General features: G+C 69.4%; 19 protein-coding genes. 2 read left to right on the forward strand and 17 right to left on the reverse strand.

The window, feature by feature from the left end; genetic code table 11:
• Nucleotides 1–227: 227 nt before the first annotated feature.
• The 3 genes from B3D50_RS06765 to B3D50_RS06775 form a co-directional block, all read right to left on the reverse strand.
• Nucleotides 228–1061, reverse strand: a complete 834-nt coding sequence (locus B3D50_RS06765) for a universal stress protein (RefSeq protein ID WP_286950328.1) — start codon at nucleotides 1059–1061, stop codon at nucleotides 228–230.
• A 66-nt stretch (nucleotides 1062–1127) separates the two neighbouring features.
• Entirely contained in the window at nucleotides 1128–2564 is a 1437-nt protein-coding gene (locus B3D50_RS06770; RefSeq protein WP_286950330.1) for a hypothetical protein, read from the reverse strand.
• Between the two features lie 71 nt (nucleotides 2565–2635).
• Nucleotides 2636–3625: a helix-turn-helix transcriptional regulator gene (locus tag B3D50_RS06775; protein ID WP_409516088.1), complete on the reverse strand. Its 990-nt coding sequence runs from the start codon at nucleotides 3623–3625 to the stop codon at nucleotides 2636–2638.
• 99 nt (nucleotides 3626–3724) lie between these two features.
• Here B3D50_RS06775 and B3D50_RS06780 point away from each other — a divergent pair, with 99 nt between their 5' ends.
• Complete coding sequence (locus B3D50_RS06780; protein ID WP_286950332.1) at nucleotides 3725–3964, forward strand: hypothetical protein; 240 nt, start codon at nucleotides 3725–3727, stop codon at nucleotides 3962–3964.
• An 86-nt stretch (nucleotides 3965–4050) separates the two neighbouring features.
• Nucleotides 4051–4626: an HdeD family acid-resistance protein gene (locus B3D50_RS06785; protein WP_286950333.1), complete on the forward strand. Its 576-nt coding sequence runs from the start codon at nucleotides 4051–4053 to the stop codon at nucleotides 4624–4626.
• Here the strand turns inward: B3D50_RS06785 and B3D50_RS06790 are convergent.
• From B3D50_RS06790 to B3D50_RS06855, 14 genes are all read right to left on the reverse strand, one after another.
• The gene (locus B3D50_RS06790) at nucleotides 4604–6070 is read right to left on the reverse strand and encodes an amidohydrolase family protein (RefSeq protein ID WP_286950334.1); all 1467 of its coding nucleotides are present in this window, start codon (nucleotides 6068–6070) and stop codon (nucleotides 4604–4606) included. The genes B3D50_RS06785 and B3D50_RS06790 overlap by 23 nt on opposite strands.
• A 39-nt stretch (nucleotides 6071–6109) precedes the next feature.
• Nucleotides 6110–6289, reverse strand: coding sequence for a hypothetical protein (locus tag B3D50_RS06795; protein WP_286950335.1), 180 nt, complete (start codon nucleotides 6287–6289; stop codon nucleotides 6110–6112).
• A gap of 14 nt (nucleotides 6290–6303) precedes the next feature.
• Nucleotides 6304–6687 (reverse strand): cupin domain-containing protein, encoded by a 384-nt coding sequence (locus B3D50_RS06800; protein WP_286950337.1) that lies wholly within the window; start codon nucleotides 6685–6687, stop codon nucleotides 6304–6306.
• Between the two features lie 7 nt (nucleotides 6688–6694).
• Nucleotides 6695–7171, reverse strand: a complete 477-nt coding sequence (locus B3D50_RS06805) for a hypothetical protein (protein ID WP_286950339.1) — start codon at nucleotides 7169–7171, stop codon at nucleotides 6695–6697.
• Between the two features lie 11 nt (nucleotides 7172–7182).
• Complete coding sequence (locus B3D50_RS06810; RefSeq protein WP_286950341.1) at nucleotides 7183–7905, reverse strand: hypothetical protein; 723 nt, start codon at nucleotides 7903–7905, stop codon at nucleotides 7183–7185.
• A gap of 72 nt (nucleotides 7906–7977) precedes the next feature.
• Nucleotides 7978–9396: an NAD(P)(+) transhydrogenase (Re/Si-specific) subunit beta gene (locus tag B3D50_RS06815; RefSeq protein WP_286950343.1), complete on the reverse strand. Its 1419-nt coding sequence runs from the start codon at nucleotides 9394–9396 to the stop codon at nucleotides 7978–7980.
• Between the two features lie 27 nt (nucleotides 9397–9423).
• Nucleotides 9424–9795, reverse strand: a complete 372-nt coding sequence (locus tag B3D50_RS06820; protein WP_046653285.1) for a hypothetical protein — start codon at nucleotides 9793–9795, stop codon at nucleotides 9424–9426.
• A gap of 19 nt (nucleotides 9796–9814) precedes the next feature.
• Complete coding sequence (locus B3D50_RS06825) at nucleotides 9815–10096, reverse strand: hypothetical protein (protein ID WP_046653284.1); 282 nt, start codon at nucleotides 10094–10096, stop codon at nucleotides 9815–9817.
• The gene (locus tag B3D50_RS06830) at nucleotides 10093–10401 is read right to left on the reverse strand and encodes an NnrU family protein (protein WP_286950347.1); all 309 of its coding nucleotides are present in this window, start codon (nucleotides 10399–10401) and stop codon (nucleotides 10093–10095) included. The genes B3D50_RS06825 and B3D50_RS06830 overlap by 4 nt, the downstream gene beginning before the upstream one ends.
• Complete coding sequence (locus B3D50_RS06835) at nucleotides 10401–10718, reverse strand: NAD(P) transhydrogenase subunit alpha (protein ID WP_286950348.1); 318 nt, start codon at nucleotides 10716–10718, stop codon at nucleotides 10401–10403. The genes B3D50_RS06830 and B3D50_RS06835 overlap by 1 nt, the downstream gene beginning before the upstream one ends.
• On the reverse strand, nucleotides 10718–11851 hold the full coding sequence (locus B3D50_RS06840; RefSeq protein ID WP_286950349.1) for a Re/Si-specific NAD(P)(+) transhydrogenase subunit alpha: 1134 nt from the start codon (nucleotides 11849–11851) through the stop codon (nucleotides 10718–10720). Before B3D50_RS06840 ends, B3D50_RS06835 begins: the two co-directional genes overlap by 1 nt.
• A 124-nt stretch (nucleotides 11852–11975) precedes the next feature.
• Entirely contained in the window at nucleotides 11976–12221 is a 246-nt protein-coding gene (locus B3D50_RS06845) for an aa3-type cytochrome c oxidase subunit IV (RefSeq protein WP_040345866.1), read from the reverse strand.
• 85 nt (nucleotides 12222–12306) lie between these two features.
• Complete coding sequence (locus B3D50_RS06850; protein WP_286950350.1) at nucleotides 12307–13659, reverse strand: serine hydrolase domain-containing protein; 1353 nt, start codon at nucleotides 13657–13659, stop codon at nucleotides 12307–12309.
• A 45-nt stretch (nucleotides 13660–13704) separates the two neighbouring features.
• The gene (locus B3D50_RS06855; protein ID WP_286950351.1) at nucleotides 13705–15495 is read right to left on the reverse strand and encodes a M3 family oligoendopeptidase; all 1791 of its coding nucleotides are present in this window, start codon (nucleotides 15493–15495) and stop codon (nucleotides 13705–13707) included.
• Nucleotides 15496–15504 lie beyond the last annotated feature (9 nt).

Genomic DNA, 15504 nt, shown 5'->3' on the forward strand with positions numbered 1-15504 from the left:
CCCCTGCGCCGAACGCGCCGCCCCGCCGGTCGGCCGCGCCCTGACGGTCGACGACTGGTCGAAATCCGTCAGCCCCTATCCGTTCGCCTAATTCTTCCTTCTCCCCTTGTGGGAGAAGGTGGCGGCCGTAGGCCGACGGATGAGGGGTTGCGCTGTCGGTTGAGAGCCCCTCATCCGACCTCGCTTCGCTCGGCCACCTTCTCCCGCAAGGGGAGAAGGACACTTCATCAATGCGCCAGCATCAGCGCCACAGGCGCTTCGTTCAGCAGGGTCTGCGTCACCCCGCCGAAGATCCACTGCCGCATCCGCGCATGGCCCCAGGCGCCCGAAACCATGAGCCCCGCCCCCATTTCCTCGGCGCAATCGATCAGCCGCCGCCCGCCCGAGCGGTCGTCATGGGCGCGGGCGTCCGGTTCAGCCGCAATCCCGTGCCCCGCCAGCCAACGCACGACGTCCTGCGTCCGCAGGCGCGCGCCGTCCGTGTCCTCGGGATCGCACAGTTCGACCACGCGCACGCCGTCAGCGCGTTTCAGCAGGGGCAGAGCCGCCTGCGCCGCCAGGCGGCTCTCGCGCGTATCGGTCCACGCCAGCAGAGCGGGCGCATCCACCATCGAGCGGATCGGATTGGGCGGCAGAACCACTACCGGCCGCCCCGAGCGCATGGCCAGGTCCGCCGGATGCGGCGCGCGCCAGGCGCTGGCCCCGCCCGCGTCACGCCCGACCAGCGCCGCGTCCGCCGCCCGCAGGTGGCGCAGCGTCAGGCCCGTCGGATCGCCGACGTCGCCGCGCCACTCGCCCTCGACGCCCGCCGCTTCGATGGCGCCGCGGAACCGCTGCTCGGCGGACTTCAGCGTGGATTCATTGCGCGCCTGCTGGGCCGCCATCACTTCGCCCAACAGGATGCCCGCCCCATAGGCGTCGGCCACCGGCGTCTCGGGCGCGCAGCCCGACACCCCGATCAGCCGCGCCCCATGCGCGCTTGCCAAGGCGCAGGCTTCGGTCAGGCGAGCGGGGTTGTCGGCTTCATCGTCGACATAGACGATCAGACTGGTCCAGGGCATGGGGGCCTCCTGCTTCAGGATACGCCCCATCAACGCACAAACCGCCGTTCCGCGCCTTGAGCAGGATCAATTCGCCAGAATGACGCGTCCATCCTCGACCCGATGAGGCACGCCCGCGCGGCGGAACAGGCTGGCGATCTCGGCGGCGGGATCGGCCGCGCCCTGATCCAGCATCCGCCCGATGTCGGCCGCCAGCGTCGGATCGCCCGACACGCGCGTCAGGGCGTTCATCCACTCGGCGCGGCTCAGCACCCCGTCCCGGCGGTTGGCGTCCAGCAGAGGCCTCAGGAAGCCGAACCAGTCGCCGCCGTCGCGCCGCTTCTGCGCCCCCTCGGCCGTCATCGCGAAGACGGCGCCGCAGGCGTAATAGGCGCGGTGTTCGCCCCGCACGCCCGCCTCGGCCACGCCGCGCCCCTGGCTCAGGGTCACGCAGTCGTCGACCTCTTCCTGCAGGGCCTTGCGGTCGTCATAGGCCGGGTCCAGCGCCTTCAGCGCCCGCACCGCCATCAGGTCGGCGCCGCCCTCGGTGATCCAGGCGTCGCGTGCGAACTCGTAGCGCACCGTCTGGCCCAACCAGAAGTGGGCGCTCTCATGGCCGATGAACCAGCGGGACACCCGCTCCATCTCCGCCGTCGGCCGGGTCACGCCGGTCCCCTCGAACGACATGACGATCAAGCCGGGCAGGACGCTGCCGCCCATGCTGGTCATTCGCTCGGTCGGGCCGTTCCACGACACCATGACCACCGGATTGTCGCCGCCCGAGCCGGGGCGTCCCAGGCGCTGCAGGTAGAACTGGCCCACGCGCGGGGCGAAGTCGCGGATCTTCTCGCCGATCCAGGCCGGCAGATTGGGGTCCATGACCGTGGTCAGCCCCTCGCCCGGCGTCACCCGCGCCTGTCCCAGCAGGACATAGGACCGCTCGCCCGTCGTCGTCAGTTCGGCGTGGCGCTCGCCGTTGAACAGCACCGGCCCGTCCAGGTCGCGCCAGGTCACGCGCGACGCCCCGCCGTCCAGATTGACGCCGTTGAGGTCCGCCGGCATCGCCTCCGCCGCCTCGGGCGAGCCCAGGGCGAAGACGTCCATCTGCCGCGTCGGCAGGGCCACCGCCCCGTCCGAGAAGACCAGGGTCTTGTATTCCGCCTCCAGCTCGACCGCCTTGGGCGTCACGCTGAAACGGACATGGCGCGGCACGGGGCCGCCGTTCGTGCTGCGGATGATGTCGTAATGGCCGCGTCGCTCCATCACTACGCCGGGCGTCTCGACCGTCCACTGGCGCGGCCGCCACGGCTCGCGCACCTCAGAGATCAGGGCCGAATCAATGAAGGCCCAGACCACGGCGTCGCGGTTGAAGACATAATCGACCGTCAACCGCCCGTCCTCGCGCGTCACCGTCACCTGCGGCGCCGCCTCGACGTTCCAGGGGCCGGGCGCAGGGCTGGCGGCGCAGGCCGTCAGCAGGGCGACGACAGAAAGGGCGGTTGCAGACAGGGCTTTCAGACGCACGAAGAGCAGTCTCCTACAAGGAACGGCGCAGCTTAGGGCTCCCAAACGCCGCACGTCACCTTACGGTTTCCTCAGTTTTCCGCCCGTTCGAGGGCGCGGCCCGCCGCCCCAAGCGCCTCGGCCATCACCGTCTTCAGCCGGTCCGGCTCCAGGATGGTCGCCTGCTCGCCCCAGGTGAACAGGTGCCAGGCCAGTTCGCGCATCCCCGAAGCGCGGAACCGCACCACGACCGATCCGTCGGCCTGATCCTCGATCGTCTGGGTCGGGTGCCAGCGCCAGCCGCGCGCCTCGTCCGCCCCCTCTGGCGCGATACGGACGGCGACCTCTTCGATCTCGTCCTGATAGATACCGAACGACTGGCTGGCGAAGACGCCCAGGTCGAAGTCTTCGGGCGGGCGCGCCGTGCCCTCGCCCGCCTCGACCGCGCTCATCCGGTCCAGACGGAAGGTCTGGATGCGCCCGCTCTCGCGGTCGGCGGCCACCAGATAGTTGGCGCGCCCGAACATCAGGCCGCATGGCGTCATGGTGCGGGTGCGCGCTTCCGCCCCCGGCCGGGCGTAGATGAAGTTCAGCGGCCGCTCGGCCAGCACCGCCCCGCGAATCTCGGCCAGCACCGTCTCGTCGGCGCTGGGGCGCGGTCCGGCCTGGACGGCGATGGTCTCGGCCCGCACCAGAGCCTCCAGATCGGGCGCCATGCGGTTCAGGGTGGTCGAGCGCATCGCCGCCTTCACCTTGCGCTCAAGGCTTTCCAGCGCCGCCGCCCGCGCCGGTTCCCCCGCCGCGCGCAGGGCGGCCGCCGCCTTGGTCAGCTCCAGCATCTCGGTGGCCGTCGGCGCCTGTTCAAAGGCCGACAGCCCGCCCCGGATGCGCCAGCGCTTGGTCGGCGGATCCGACACCTCTTCCACCTGCGGGAACAGCATCAGCACGGCGTCGCGCATCCGCTCGGCCGTGCGGCGCCCGACGTTCAGCTGGGCCGCCATTTCGTTCAACGTCAGCCCCTCGGCGCTGGCCGCCATGCCCCGCGCCAGATCGATGACCATGGCCGCCTTGTCGTGCCGCAAATGACTTCTCCACAGACATACGTCCGAAACTGGCGCAATGCTGTCGCATCTTCATCCTGTCAGCAAGAGGCGACCGCCTCCGCATCAGGAGTTTTCCCCATGGCCTTCGTCCGCACCCCCACCGTCCAGAAGCCTGCTCGCAAGACCTTCTCCGACCGCTACATGATCGTGCCGTGCGAGACCGAGAGCGATCTGGCCGTCATCTGGGACCGCCAGGAAGAACAGGTCGTGGACGTCATCAGCGCCTCGACCAGACGCTACACCAACGAGGACGCCCTGTGGGACGAGTTCCACACCCCGCCGTTCAACGCCCGCTCGGACTGGCGCGCGGCGGCCTGAGCCGAGAAGTTTGCGGAACCCCCGCCCCCGCTCCGACGTTGCGCCAGCGTGGCCATATGCCGCCACGCCCAAGGGGAACTGAAACCATGTCCTCGTCCAACGCCGCGCCTTCGCTGGAAGGCTTCGTCAAATCCGCCCTGCATCGATCCTGGTGGTTGCTGCTGTTGCGCGGGATCGCCGCCGTGGCCTTCGGCGTGCTGACCTTCGTCTGGCCGCAGATCAGCCTGCTGACCCTGATCATGGTCTACGGCGTCTACGCCTTGATCGACGGCGTTCTAGCCCTGATCGCAGCGATCCGGGGCGGCGGGTTCGTCCCGCGCTGGTGGCTGGCGTTGGGCGGGGTGGTCAGCATCCTGGCCGCTGTCGTCGCCTTCGCCTGGCCGGGCCTGACGGCCCTGGTCCTGGTCTATCTGATCGGCTTCTGGTCGATCCTGCGCGGCGTGCTCGAAATCATCGGCGCCATCCGTCTGCGCAACGAGATCGCCAATGAGTGGACGCTGGGCGTCGCCGGCGCCCTGTCGGTGATCTTCGGCCTGATCCTGGTCTTCATGCCGGGCGCGGGGGCCCTGGGCCTGCTGTGGCTGATCGCGGCCTGGGCCGTGCTGTTCGGCCTGCTGCTGATCTGGGTCGCCTTCAAGGTCAGGACGCTGGCGAAGGCTTAAAGTCCGCATTGCGCGCCGCGACCCGAGCGCGGATCTCGGCGCGCATCCGCTCCAACTCGGCCGCATCGATCAGGCGGCCGCGCAGCACCACCGCCTCGGCGTCGCGCGTGGCGCTGACGTCAGCCAGCGGGTTCGCCTCCAGCACCAGTAGATCGGCCGACTTGCCCGCCGCCACCGCGCCGTAACGCTCGCCCTGATTGAGGAAGCGCGGCCCGTCCACGACCGAGCCCGCCAGGGCCTCGCGCGGCGTCAGGCCCAGCGACACATAGAGCTCCAGCTCGTCGTGCAGCGAAAAGCCCGGATAGTTGAACGAGTTGAGGAAGCCCGCGTCCGTCCCGGTCAGGATGGTCACGCCCGCGTCGCGCAGCATGGGCAGGGTTCGCGCGGTGACGTCCTTGACGAAGTGACGGTCCTCGACCTGCTGCGGCGTGGCCTGGGCGGCGCGCTGGACGCGCCAGTCATAGGTCGCCCGGATGCCCGGCCCGACATAGGCCAGGCCGTCGTCGTGCGTGTGGTCGTCCCTGTCCAGATTGGCCAGGGTGGTCGAGCCGTAGAGGGTCGGCGACACCGCCGTACCCAGCTCCGCCAGCCGCGCATAAACCCGGCGCGCCGTCTCCACGTCGAAGGTGTCGGCATAGCGGCGCATGGTCTGAGCATAGGTGTACTTGCCCGCCAGATAGTCGGCCGCGATGGCCGCCTCATCGCGCGAACCGGCCTTCATGGCGTAGTCGAGGTGTTCGATCGACGTCAGGCCCGCCTCGGCGGCCTCCAGCACCGTGATGCTGGCCGGAATGTGGGCCGAGGTCTTCATGCCTCGCTTCTTCGCCTCGCGCACCGCGTAGAGGAAAAGCTCGGGCGTCAGGGTGTTGTCGGTGATCTTGACGAAGTCGACGCGCAGGGCCTGAAGGCGGTCCAGGGCGGCGTCGACATCCGTCTCGCTGCCGGTCTCGATCACGCCCTTCCAGACGGGGGCGATGCCCTCGATCTTGGGGCCGGAGGTGAAGATGCGCGGCGCATCGGCGGTCGGCGGCGACGCGCGCCAGTCCAGCACCTGCTGCGCCAGATCGCCCGCCGCGTCGCGCACCGCCACCACGCCGTTGACCACGAACAGCGGCATCAGCTCGGCGTTCTCATCGATCAGGGTCTCGCCCCCGCCGAAGTGGACGTGCATGTCCCACAGGCCCGGCATGACATAGCGGTCGCCCACGTCCAGCGTCCGCGCGGCCTGATAACGGCCCGCCTCCCCCTCAGGCCCCACGGCCACGATGTGGCCGCCGCGCACCGCGACCAGTTGATCCGGCGTCGTCGTTCCCTTCTCGACATCGACCACCGTGGCCGAGGTCAGCAGCAGATCGATCGACTGGACCGGCGTTTCGGCGGCGGCCAGCGGCGCCAGGGCGCAGGCGGACAACAGGGCGGAGGCGGCGATCAGGAAGGTGCGCATGAATCCGCTATAGTCCGTCGGCCGCCGTCGGCAAGCCAATCACGGATAGCGGCGTTTCATCTCGTCCCAACTGGCGATGCAGAGGTCGCGCAGCACGCCCATGTCCGCCTGATCCAGCCGCTTGATGTAGAGGCAGGCTGTGCTCGTCGCGTGGGGCCCAGCCGCGCCAGCATGGCCTGCGTCTGCGGCGTCGGCGGGCTTGGTCTTCGACTCGCTCATTCCCGGCCTCCCGCTCAGGACAAGCCGTCACCTTGCGCCTGTCCGATCCGCCCCGCCAGACACCATCCGCCGACCGCCCGCGTCCTCAGCCAGCCGCCCGCCGGGGCCGTCACCCACACGCCCGATCCCGCCGCCAGGGTCTCGCGCCGCACGCCCGTATCCGTGGCCAGCTCGACCTCAAGCGCCGCGCCCATATAGGCGGTCCACAGCTCCTCGGCCTCGATCGCGCGCCAGTCCGCCGGCGCCTCGGGCGTTAGCAGGCGATAGGCGCCGACCGCCTCTCCGCGCGCGTCCGCGTCCGCCCCCGCCATCGGCCGCCCCCAGCCGCCCTCGGCCAGCGGCCGCAGCCCCAGGTTCTCGACGACCTCTTCGAGCGTGAAATCCGCCTCGCCTTCCATCCAGCCGCTAGTGAGGTGCTTCGCCGCCTGCGTCCACGCGCGGACCGCGCTCCGGCGGCGTGACAGGACGCCAGCGGCCGTTCTCGAACACCACCTCGTCCCCGCCGCGCCAGGGCACGCGGCTCAGCGGTCCGCCGGTCAGGCCGTAGCCGACGATCGTGTATCGCACGCCGGGTTTCAGCGGTGCCGCCTCCACCGTCGTTTCGAACCCCTCGGGCGTCTCGCCATAGACGACCTGCCTCAGACCCCGGCAGTCGCGGCCGCGCGCCTCGATCGACCAGACCGGACGCATCATGGCGTTCGACCGCTCATGCACGGCCAAACCGCCCAGGCAGGCCTTCTCGGGCTTGGCGGGATCGACGCCGAAGGTCGCGACTGGCCGTTCCAGCCCGCCGCTGATGTTGACCGGGATCATCGCCGAGCACGCGGCCAGGGCGACGGCCGTCGTCGCCAGCGCCGCTCCGACGCCCGCGCCGCGTTTCATCGCCCTCGCCCTCAACAGCGGCCGTAGGGAACGTAGCCGACCTCGATCTCGTCAATGCGGACGGCCTTCAGCTCGCGCACCGCCATCTGGTCGAAGTCCGCGCTGCAGTTGAAGGCGGCGTCGATGACGTAGTCCTCGCCCTTGGCCGCCTTGATGGCGTCGCGGATGCGGAAGGAGGCGTCGATCGTGGCGTCGCTGACCATCACGGCCGAGGCGCGAATGCCCGGCGACACGCGCGGGCCGGCGCTTTCCAGATAGACCCACGGGTCGGCCGCATTGCCGCACAGCATCAGGCAGTCGGCCTTGAAGTCCACGTTGCTGCGCGCGGCGGCGAACTCGCCCATGGTCAGGTCGATCTTCTGCGGCAGATCATAATCCTTCAGCGCCGCCAGGGCCTGGGTCGAGCAGGCCGGCGTCATCGGCACGGCGTAGCCGACGACCTCGTCGCCCTCGGCGCGGACGCGGACCGTGCAGCCGCCGATCTCATAGGTGCGTTCCTTGTCCTGAACCGTGCGGGCCGGACCCAGCTTGGATTCCAGATAGGCCACCTGCACGCCCATCATCTGGTCGATGGTCGGCGCGCCGTCCGTTGCGGACGCGACTTCAGGCGCCGCCTGGGTCGCCTCGGCCGGAGCGTCAGTCTTGTCAGCCGTCTTCTCCGCCTGACCGCAAGCGGCCAGTCCCGCCAGGACGCCCAGCACGGCGACGGTTTTCAGTCCTTTGAATGCGGTCATCATCTCTCCACGGCTCAGGTTGAGCGTCGCAAGCCAACGCACCGCCACGCGAAGGGTTCTCGCGCACGAACGTCAGAGGGCTTTCACGATCCCTTCGACCATCTTCTTGGCGTCGGCGAACAGCATCATGGTGTTGTCGCGGAAGAAGAGCTCGTTCTCGACCCCGGCATAGCCGCTACCCATCGACCGCTTGATGAACAGGACGGTGCCCGCCTTCTCCACGTCCAGCACCGGCATCCCATAGATGGGCGACTGCGGATCGGTCTTGGCGGCCGGATTGGTCACGTCGTTGGCGCCGATGACGAAAGCCACGTCGGCCGAGGCGAACTCGCTGTTGATGTCCTCCAGCTCGAACACCTCGTCATAAGGCACGTTCGCCTCGGCCAGCAGGACGTTCATATGGCCCGGCATCCGGCCCGCGACGGGGTGGATGGCGTATTTCACCTCCACGCCCTCTTCCTTCAGCGTGTCAGCCATTTCGCGCAGGGCGTGCTGGGCCTGGGCCACCGCCATGCCGTAGCCGGGCACGATGATGACCTTGGACGCGTTCTTCATGATGAAGGCGGCGTCCTCCGCCGAGCCCTGCTTGACCGGCCGCGTCTCGACCGCCCCACCGCCCGCCGCCGCGCCCGCCTCGGCGCCGAAACCGCCCAGGATGACGCTGATGAAGCTGCGGTTCATCCCCTTGCACATGATGTAGCTGAGGATCGCGCCCGACGACCCGACCAGGGCGCCGGTGATGATCAGGGCGATGTTCTCCAGCGTGAAGCCCAGGGCCGCCGCCGCCCAGCCGGAATAGGAGTTCAGCATGGACACCACGACCGGCATGTCCGCCCCGCCGATGGGGATGATCAGGGTCGCGCCCAGGATCAGGGCGATGGCGAACACGCCCCAGAAGGCCCAGATCGCCGTCCCGCCCGTGCCGATCAGAATGCCGATCAGGAAGACCTGGGCCAGCGCCAGGGCGATGTTGATGAGGTGCCGCGCCGGCAGGATGATCGGTGCCCCGCTCATCCGCCCGTCCAGCTTGGCGAAGGCGATGACCGATCCGGTGAAGGTGATGGCCCCGATGGCCACGCCCAGGCTCAGTTCGACAATCGACAGGGTCTTGATCCCGCCGGTCGCCGTGACGATGCCGAAGGCGTCGGGCGCATAGACCGCCCCCACCGCCACTAGACAGGCCGCCAGGCCGACCAGGGAGTGAAACGCCGCGACCAGTTGCGGCATGGCCGTCATCGGCACGCGGTTGGCGATGACCGCGCCCGCGCCGCCGCCGACCACGACCCCGCCCGCGATCAGGGCCAGGGTCAGGGGGTCCAGGGCGCCCGACGTCCCCAGCGTCAGCAGGGTGACGCCGACGGCCAGGGCCATGCCGACCATGCCGAGCGTATTGCCCCGTCGGCTGGTCACAGGGCTGGACAGCCCCCTGAGCGAGAGGATGAACAGAACCCCCGCCGCCAGATAGGCCAGCGCCGCGATCGATGCGTTCATCCCCTCCCCCCTTGTTTCATGCCTAGATCAAAAAACGTTGACCACGGCGGGCGCCGCGCCGTTGGTGCCGGCGGCGGTCGCTTGGCCGTTCTTGACCACCGCCACGCCGACCGGACCCTGGCCCCCCGTCTTGGTCACGCGGCAGCTGCCGTTGTCGCCCGGCAGGCGTCCGGCCATCCGGCCCGAGCCGGTGTGGTTGATGCGGTTCATGTGCACGCCCCTGATGGTCACCGGGGCGAAGCCGCACTCCAGCGTCCAGCTGGCGCCCTGGGGCGCGGCCACCGACCAGTGCAGGCCGGTATAGGGGTCATTGCCCACTTCGCGCGCGGATTGCGCCGAGGCCGCGCCGGCGACAGCGGCGGCCGACAGGGCCAGGACGGAGATCAGGGAAGCTTTCATCACGCAATACTCTTCGAGGTTAACGTTTGACGGATTGGGTGCGCGACAGACGCCACAGCGCCGCCGCGATGAACAGAGGCCCCAGCAGGATCATCGCCCAGTCGAAGACCGTCATCTGACGATCCTGGATGATGATGCGCGTCAGGACGGCGGCGAAAACCAGCACGACCCCGCAGTCCTGGAACCGCAGGCGCCCGATGGGGTCTTTCACCCGCACCCAGCTCCAGATCCACAGGGCCACGCCCAAGCCGGTGACGGCCCAGGAGGCATAGAAGGCCAACAGGATAGGCGACAGGGTCACGAGGCGGCGGAACCTTCGGCCAGACGCTTGCGCCGCGCCCAGATTATACGAACGCCGCTCCAGGCGATGAAAAAGGCGAAAGCCACGGCGCCCAGCGCCGCCAGCTTGTCTCCGGCCGCCATCAGGCCCGCCGCGCGCCAGATCAATTGGGCGACGACGACTGGAAAGAAGACCAGCGCCATGCCGAGCTCGACGCGGCGGCGCGTCTCAGCCGACAGCTTGCCGCCTAACGTAGCGGCCGCCAGAACCACCAACACGGCGACGGCCAGAAGAACCAGGATCAGGCCGTTGATCAGATTATACATCAGGCGCGCTCCTTCTTCTTGTACATGGCCAGCATCCGGCGCGTGACCATGAAGCCGCCGAAGATGTTGACGCTGGCCAGCGTCACGGCGGCCACGCCTGCGCCCTTGGCGATCCAGGCGTGCGGCCCGCCCGCCTGCGCGCTCATCGCCGCCGCAGCGATCAGACCGCCGACGATGATGACGCTGGAAATGGCGTTGGTCACGGCCATCAGCGGCGTGTGCAGCGCGGGCGTCACGCTCCAGACAACATAGTAGCCGACGAAGATCGACAGGACGAAGATCGCCAGGCGAAAGACGGTGGGATCGACGTGTTCCATCAGCCTCTCACTCCTTCATGCACCACGGCGCCGCCGTGGGTGACGACGGCGGCCTCGAGGATTTCCTCCTCCAGGTCGACCGCCAGGGCGCCGTCCTTGATCATCAACCCCAAGAAGGCGACCAGGTTGCGCGCATAAAGGGCGCTGGCGTCCGCGGCGATGCGGCCGGGCATGTTGCTCCAGCCGACGATCTTCACCCCATTGGCCGTGGTCACGACCTCGTTCGGCTTGGAGCCCTCGACGTTGCCGCCCGCCTCGACCGCCAGGTCGATGATGACCGAGCCGGGCTTCATCGAGGCGACATGCGCCGCCGTCACCAGCTTCGGCGCCGGGCGGCCGGGGATCAGGGCGGTGGTGATCACCACGTCCTGCTTGATGATGTGAGCGGCGGTCAGTTCGGCCTGCTTGGCCTGATACTCGGCCGACATGGCCTTGGCGTAGCCGCCCGTCGTTTCGGCCGCCTTGAACTCTTCATCCTCGACCGCGACGAATTTGGCGCCCAGGCTTTCGACCTGCTCCTTGGCGGCAGGACGCACGTCGGTGGCCGTGACGACCGCGCCCAGGCGCCGCGCCGTGGCGATGGCCTGAAGCCCCGCGACGCCCGCGCCCATGACGAAGGTCTTGGCGGCGGCCACCGTCCCGGCGGCCGTCATCATCATAGGGAAGCCCTTGCCATAGGCGTAGGCCGCCTCGATCACCGCTCGGTATCCGGCCAGATTGGCCTGAGAGGACAGGGCGTCCATGACCTGGGCGCGCGTGATGCGCGGCACGAACTCCATGGCGAAGGCGGTGGCGCCTGCGCCCCTCAACGCCTCAAGCGTGGCCTTGTCGCGCCAGGCGTCCAGCAGGCTGACGACCACCACGCCGGGCTTCAGGGCGCTGATCTCCGACGCCGTCGGGCCGCGCACCTTCAGCAGGATGTCCGCTCCCGCCAGCGCCGCCGACAGGTCCGGCTTCACGCTAGCTCCGGCCTCGGCGTAGTCGGCGTCAGGCAGGGATGAGCCGAGGCCCGTCCCGGCCTCGACGCTCACCGTCGCGCCCAAGGCGATCAGCTTCTTCACCGTTTCAGGCGTAACCGCGCAGCGCGTCTCGCCTTCACGACGTTCACGGGTCACGGCGATGGCGACGGCCAAGCGAATCCCTTCCACTCCCCAGGGTCAGATCGACGTTAGGCCTAAGGTCGAAGGGTCGTCAAACAAGCAAAAGGCCCGCCGGACACGCCGACGGGCCTTGCTGCATTCAATAGGGGGATCGCCCTTAGTGCGCCTTCTTGCTCTTCAGCATGAAGTAGCCCGCCACCGACAGAGCCGCGCCGCTGATGAAGGCGGGAACGAAGCCGGCGCCGACGGCGAACCACACCGTCAGGAACAGGATCAACACGGCCGTCGCCAGCGACAGCCACTTGGTCAGGCCCATGAACAGGCTCCAGGTCCAGGCCTGTTCCGAGATGTTCATATCCCCGTGGACGTGGGGGGCGGTCGCTTCAGCGTGCTGGTCGGCCATGGGGCATCCAAAAAAGAGTCGAGATTTCGACCGCTCTTATAGCGAGGCCTGCGCGCGGCTCAAGCCCGTCAGGGTCAACGACGCCTCAGTCGAGGCTTTCCAGCACCGAACGCGCGAAGGCGGCGACGTCGAAGGGCTTGCCCGCCGGATCTTCGCCGCGCCGCACGATCACCACCTGGCGGCTGGGCACGATCACCACATACTGCCCCCGGTTGCCGAAGGCGGCGAACGCATCAACCGGCACGCCTTCGGAGCGGTTGATCAGCCAGAAGGTCGCCCCATAGCCGAAGTCGCCCGTCGGCGGCTGCGGCCCGGCGGGCGCCGTAACATAGTCCCGCCAGCCCTCCGGCAGGAGGCGCCGCCCCTCCCACACCCCGTCCTGCAGATACAGCTGGCCGAAGCGGGCCAGATCGCGCGCCGTGGTCCAGACCTGGCTCGACAGGATGTAGTTGCCGCGCCAGTCGGTCTCGGCCCAGGTGTGCGTCATGCCCAGCGCATCGAACAGTTCGGCGGGCGGATGGGCGGTGAAGGTCGGGGCGGCGGCCAGGGTCGCCAGCAGGGTGTCGTTGTTGGCGTAGCGATAGACCGTCCCCACCGGCGCCAGCAGCGGCCAGCCGGGCGCCTGTTCATCGACGGCCACGCCGCCGAAATAGAGGCCGTCGGTGCGGTTACCCGCCGTGTCGCTGGTCAGGCCGGACGACATCCGCATCAGGGCGTCGACCGTGATGGTCGCGCGCGGATCGCCGGGGCGGCTCCAATTGGCGATGGCGGCGGGCGCCTTCACATCCAGTTCGCCGCGCTGGACCGCCGCGCCGATGACGGTTCCAGCCAGGCTCTTGGCCACCGACCATGTGCGCTGGGGCGTGTTCGGGCCGAAGTCGGCGGCATAGCGTTCCGCCACCCGCTTTCCGCCCTGCATGACCACGACGCCGGTGGTGTTGGTCCCTTCGCCGAATCCCTGATCGAAGGCGCGCGCGACGGCGGCCTCCAGCGCGCGGGCGTTCCCCTTGGGCCGCGCGGTCGGCAAGTCCGGCGCCGAGGCCCGACGCGCCAGCGGCGTCCGCTCAGGCGCAGCGCCCGGCGCATAGCCCATCGGCTCGATGACGCAGCCGCGCCCGTCGGTCCAGGTCGCGACGCGCGGCGGCGCGGCCTGATCCCAGGCGACGGTGACGGCGTTCCCGGCCATCTCGGCCTTCATGCTTCCGATCAGCGGCTGAAGCTCGGGATAGACGCCGACCAACTCGTTCGCCTCGACGCTGGCGACCGTGCGATCGGCCCCCGCCGCGCGCGCCGAATGCAGGGCGCTGCACACCGTCAGTGCCTTGTACCCCGCCGCCAGGGCGCGGTGATTGGCGGAAGGCTCAGCCGTCTGGGCGAGGACCGTCGTCGGCAGGGCGAGGACGGCGGCGAGAACAAGCACACGGGACGCGATTTTCATGCGGCCACGCTTCAACGCCGCGTCCCGCCTGTCAACGCATTCCGGTCAGCCCAGCGCCTCGAACCGATCGATCAGACCTTCCAGCCGCTTGGTCCCGATGGTCCAGAAGGCCGGGTCGCGCGGGTTCAGGCCGAACGGCTTCAGCGCCTCGACATAGGTCCGCGCCCCGCCGCCCGACAGCAGGTCGCGATACAGGGGCGTAAAGGCCGCCGGATCCTTGGCCCGCGTCTCCATCAGCGCCGCGACCAGCAGGTCGCCGAACGCATAGGCATAGACATAGAAGGGCGCGTGGACGAAGTGGCTGACATAGGCCCACCAGTCTTCATAGCCGCTCAGGTCCACCGCCGGACCGAGGCTGGCGCCCAGCTCCTCCATCCAGATTTCGCGGATGCGCTCGACTGGAACCTCTCCGCCTGCCCGCTCGTCATGGAAGCGCGTCTCGAAGCGGTGAAAGGCGATCTGGCGCACCACCGTGTTCAGCCCGTCCTCGATCCGACCCGCCAGCAGGACGCGCTGTTCGTCCGGCGTCGCCTCGGCCAGCAGGCGGTCGAAGGTCAGGCCCTCGGCGAAGATCGACGCCGTCTCGGCCAGCGTCAGCGGCGTATCGGCCAGCAGGCTGCCCTGCCCCGCCGCCAGCGTCTGGTGCACCCCGTGGCCCAGTTCGTGCGCCAGCGTCAGCACGTCGCGCCGCTCGCCCATCCAGTTCAGGAAAACATAGGGGTGCCGATCCGCCGTCACCGGGTGGGCATAGGCGCCGGACTGCTTGCCCGCCCGCGCCCGCGCATCGATCCACGGCCGGTCGAAGAACCAGCCCGCACGCTCGGCGAAGTCCCCGCCCAGGTCAGCAAAGCTGGACAGCACCACCTCGCGCCCGCCCGCCCAGTCATAGGCGCGCGACGCCGCCGCCTCGATCGGGGCGTTGCGGTCCCAGTGGGCCAGCCGGTCCTTGCCCATCGCCTTGGCCTTCAGCGCATAATAGCGATGCGCCAGACGCGGATAGGCTTCGGCCACCGCCTCGGCCATGGCGTCCACGCTCTCGCCGTCGACTTCGTTGCCCAGATGGCGGCTGTCCGCGGGACGCTTGAAGCCGCGCTTCCTGTCCTCCAGCGCCTTTTCGGCGGCCACGGTGTTCAGCACCATGGCCATGGTCCGGGCGATGCCGGAAAAGGCCGTCGACAGGCCCTCGCCCGCCGCCTGACGCTTGGCGCCGTCCGCGTCGCTGAGACGGTTCAGACCCTCTGCCAGGGTCAGTTCCTCATCTCCGACGGATGCGCGCAGCACAGCCAGGGTCTCGTCGAACAGGCGCGGCCACTGAGCCTGGATCGGCCCGCGTTCGGCGATGAAGGTCTCAAGCTCGGCCGACAGCTCATGCGGCTTCATCGCCCGCACCCGGCGCAGCCACGGCGCCCAGCGCGCGGCGGGCGCATGGGCCGCCAGCGCCGCCTCCACCGCCGCCTCGTCCAACGCATTGATCTCCAGCGTCAGCCAGACGGTCGGCGTGGCGATGACCGTCAGCTTCTCGCGCACATCGGCCTCGAAGCCTTGCGCCGCCGCATCCTCGCGGTTGGTCGAGGCGGCGAGGAAGGCATAGGCGCCCAAGGCCCCCATCACGTCCGCCGCCTGTTCGTAAAGCCCGATCGCCTCGTCCAGCGCCCGGCCCAGCTCGGCGCCCCACAGCGCGGCCAGCCGCCCCTGCCAGGCGTTCATCCGGTCGACCAACGCCCTTGCCCGCTCCAGATCGGCGGCGATGCGCGCATCCTCGCGCGAGGCGTAGAGGTCGGACAGATCCCACAGCGGGGCGTCGGCGAATTCGGTCGGTTTGACGGGCGCGTTCATGCCCTTGGT

The organism is Brevundimonas sp. UBA7507 (genome assembly GCF_002478355.1).
Taxonomy (GTDB): Bacteria; Pseudomonadota; Alphaproteobacteria; order Caulobacterales; family Caulobacteraceae; genus Brevundimonas; species Brevundimonas diminuta_D.

Coding starts and splice junctions, on each gene's coding strand:
- B3D50_RS06845 (WP_040345866.1), bottom strand. CDS start 12,221: ATGGCCGACCAGCACGCTGAAGCGACCGCCCCCCACGTCCACGGGGAT.
- B3D50_RS06835 (WP_286950348.1), bottom strand. CDS start 10,718: ATGGAACACGTCGATCCCACCGTCTTTCGCCTGGCGATCTTCGTCCTG.
- B3D50_RS06785 (WP_286950333.1), top strand. CDS start 4,051: ATGTCCTCGTCCAACGCCGCGCCTTCGCTGGAAGGCTTCGTCAAATCC.
- B3D50_RS06850 (WP_286950350.1), bottom strand. CDS start 13,659: ATGAAAATCGCGTCCCGTGTGCTTGTTCTCGCCGCCGTCCTCGCCCTG.
- B3D50_RS06815 (WP_286950343.1), bottom strand. CDS start 9,396: ATGAACGCATCGATCGCGGCGCTGGCCTATCTGGCGGCGGGGGTTCTG.
- B3D50_RS06805 (WP_286950339.1), bottom strand. CDS start 7,171: ATGAAACGCGGCGCGGGCGTCGGAGCGGCGCTGGCGACGACGGCCGTC.
- B3D50_RS06795 (WP_286950335.1), bottom strand. CDS start 6,289: ATGAGCGAGTCGAAGACCAAGCCCGCCGACGCCGCAGACGCAGGCCAT.
- B3D50_RS06810 (WP_286950341.1), bottom strand. CDS start 7,905: ATGACCGCATTCAAAGGACTGAAAACCGTCGCCGTGCTGGGCGTCCTG.
- B3D50_RS06820 (WP_046653285.1), bottom strand. CDS start 9,795: ATGAAAGCTTCCCTGATCTCCGTCCTGGCCCTGTCGGCCGCCGCTGTC.
- B3D50_RS06830 (WP_286950347.1), bottom strand. CDS start 10,401: ATGTATAATCTGATCAACGGCCTGATCCTGGTTCTTCTGGCCGTCGCC.
- B3D50_RS06765 (WP_286950328.1), bottom strand. CDS start 1,061: ATGCCCTGGACCAGTCTGATCGTCTATGTCGACGATGAAGCCGACAAC.
- B3D50_RS06780 (WP_286950332.1), top strand. CDS start 3,725: ATGGCCTTCGTCCGCACCCCCACCGTCCAGAAGCCTGCTCGCAAGACC.
- B3D50_RS06800 (WP_286950337.1), bottom strand. CDS start 6,687: ATGGAAGGCGAGGCGGATTTCACGCTCGAAGAGGTCGTCGAGAACCTG.
- B3D50_RS06790 (WP_286950334.1), bottom strand. CDS start 6,070: ATGCGCACCTTCCTGATCGCCGCCTCCGCCCTGTTGTCCGCCTGCGCC.
- B3D50_RS06855 (WP_286950351.1), bottom strand. CDS start 15,495: ATGAACGCGCCCGTCAAACCGACCGAATTCGCCGACGCCCCGCTGTGG.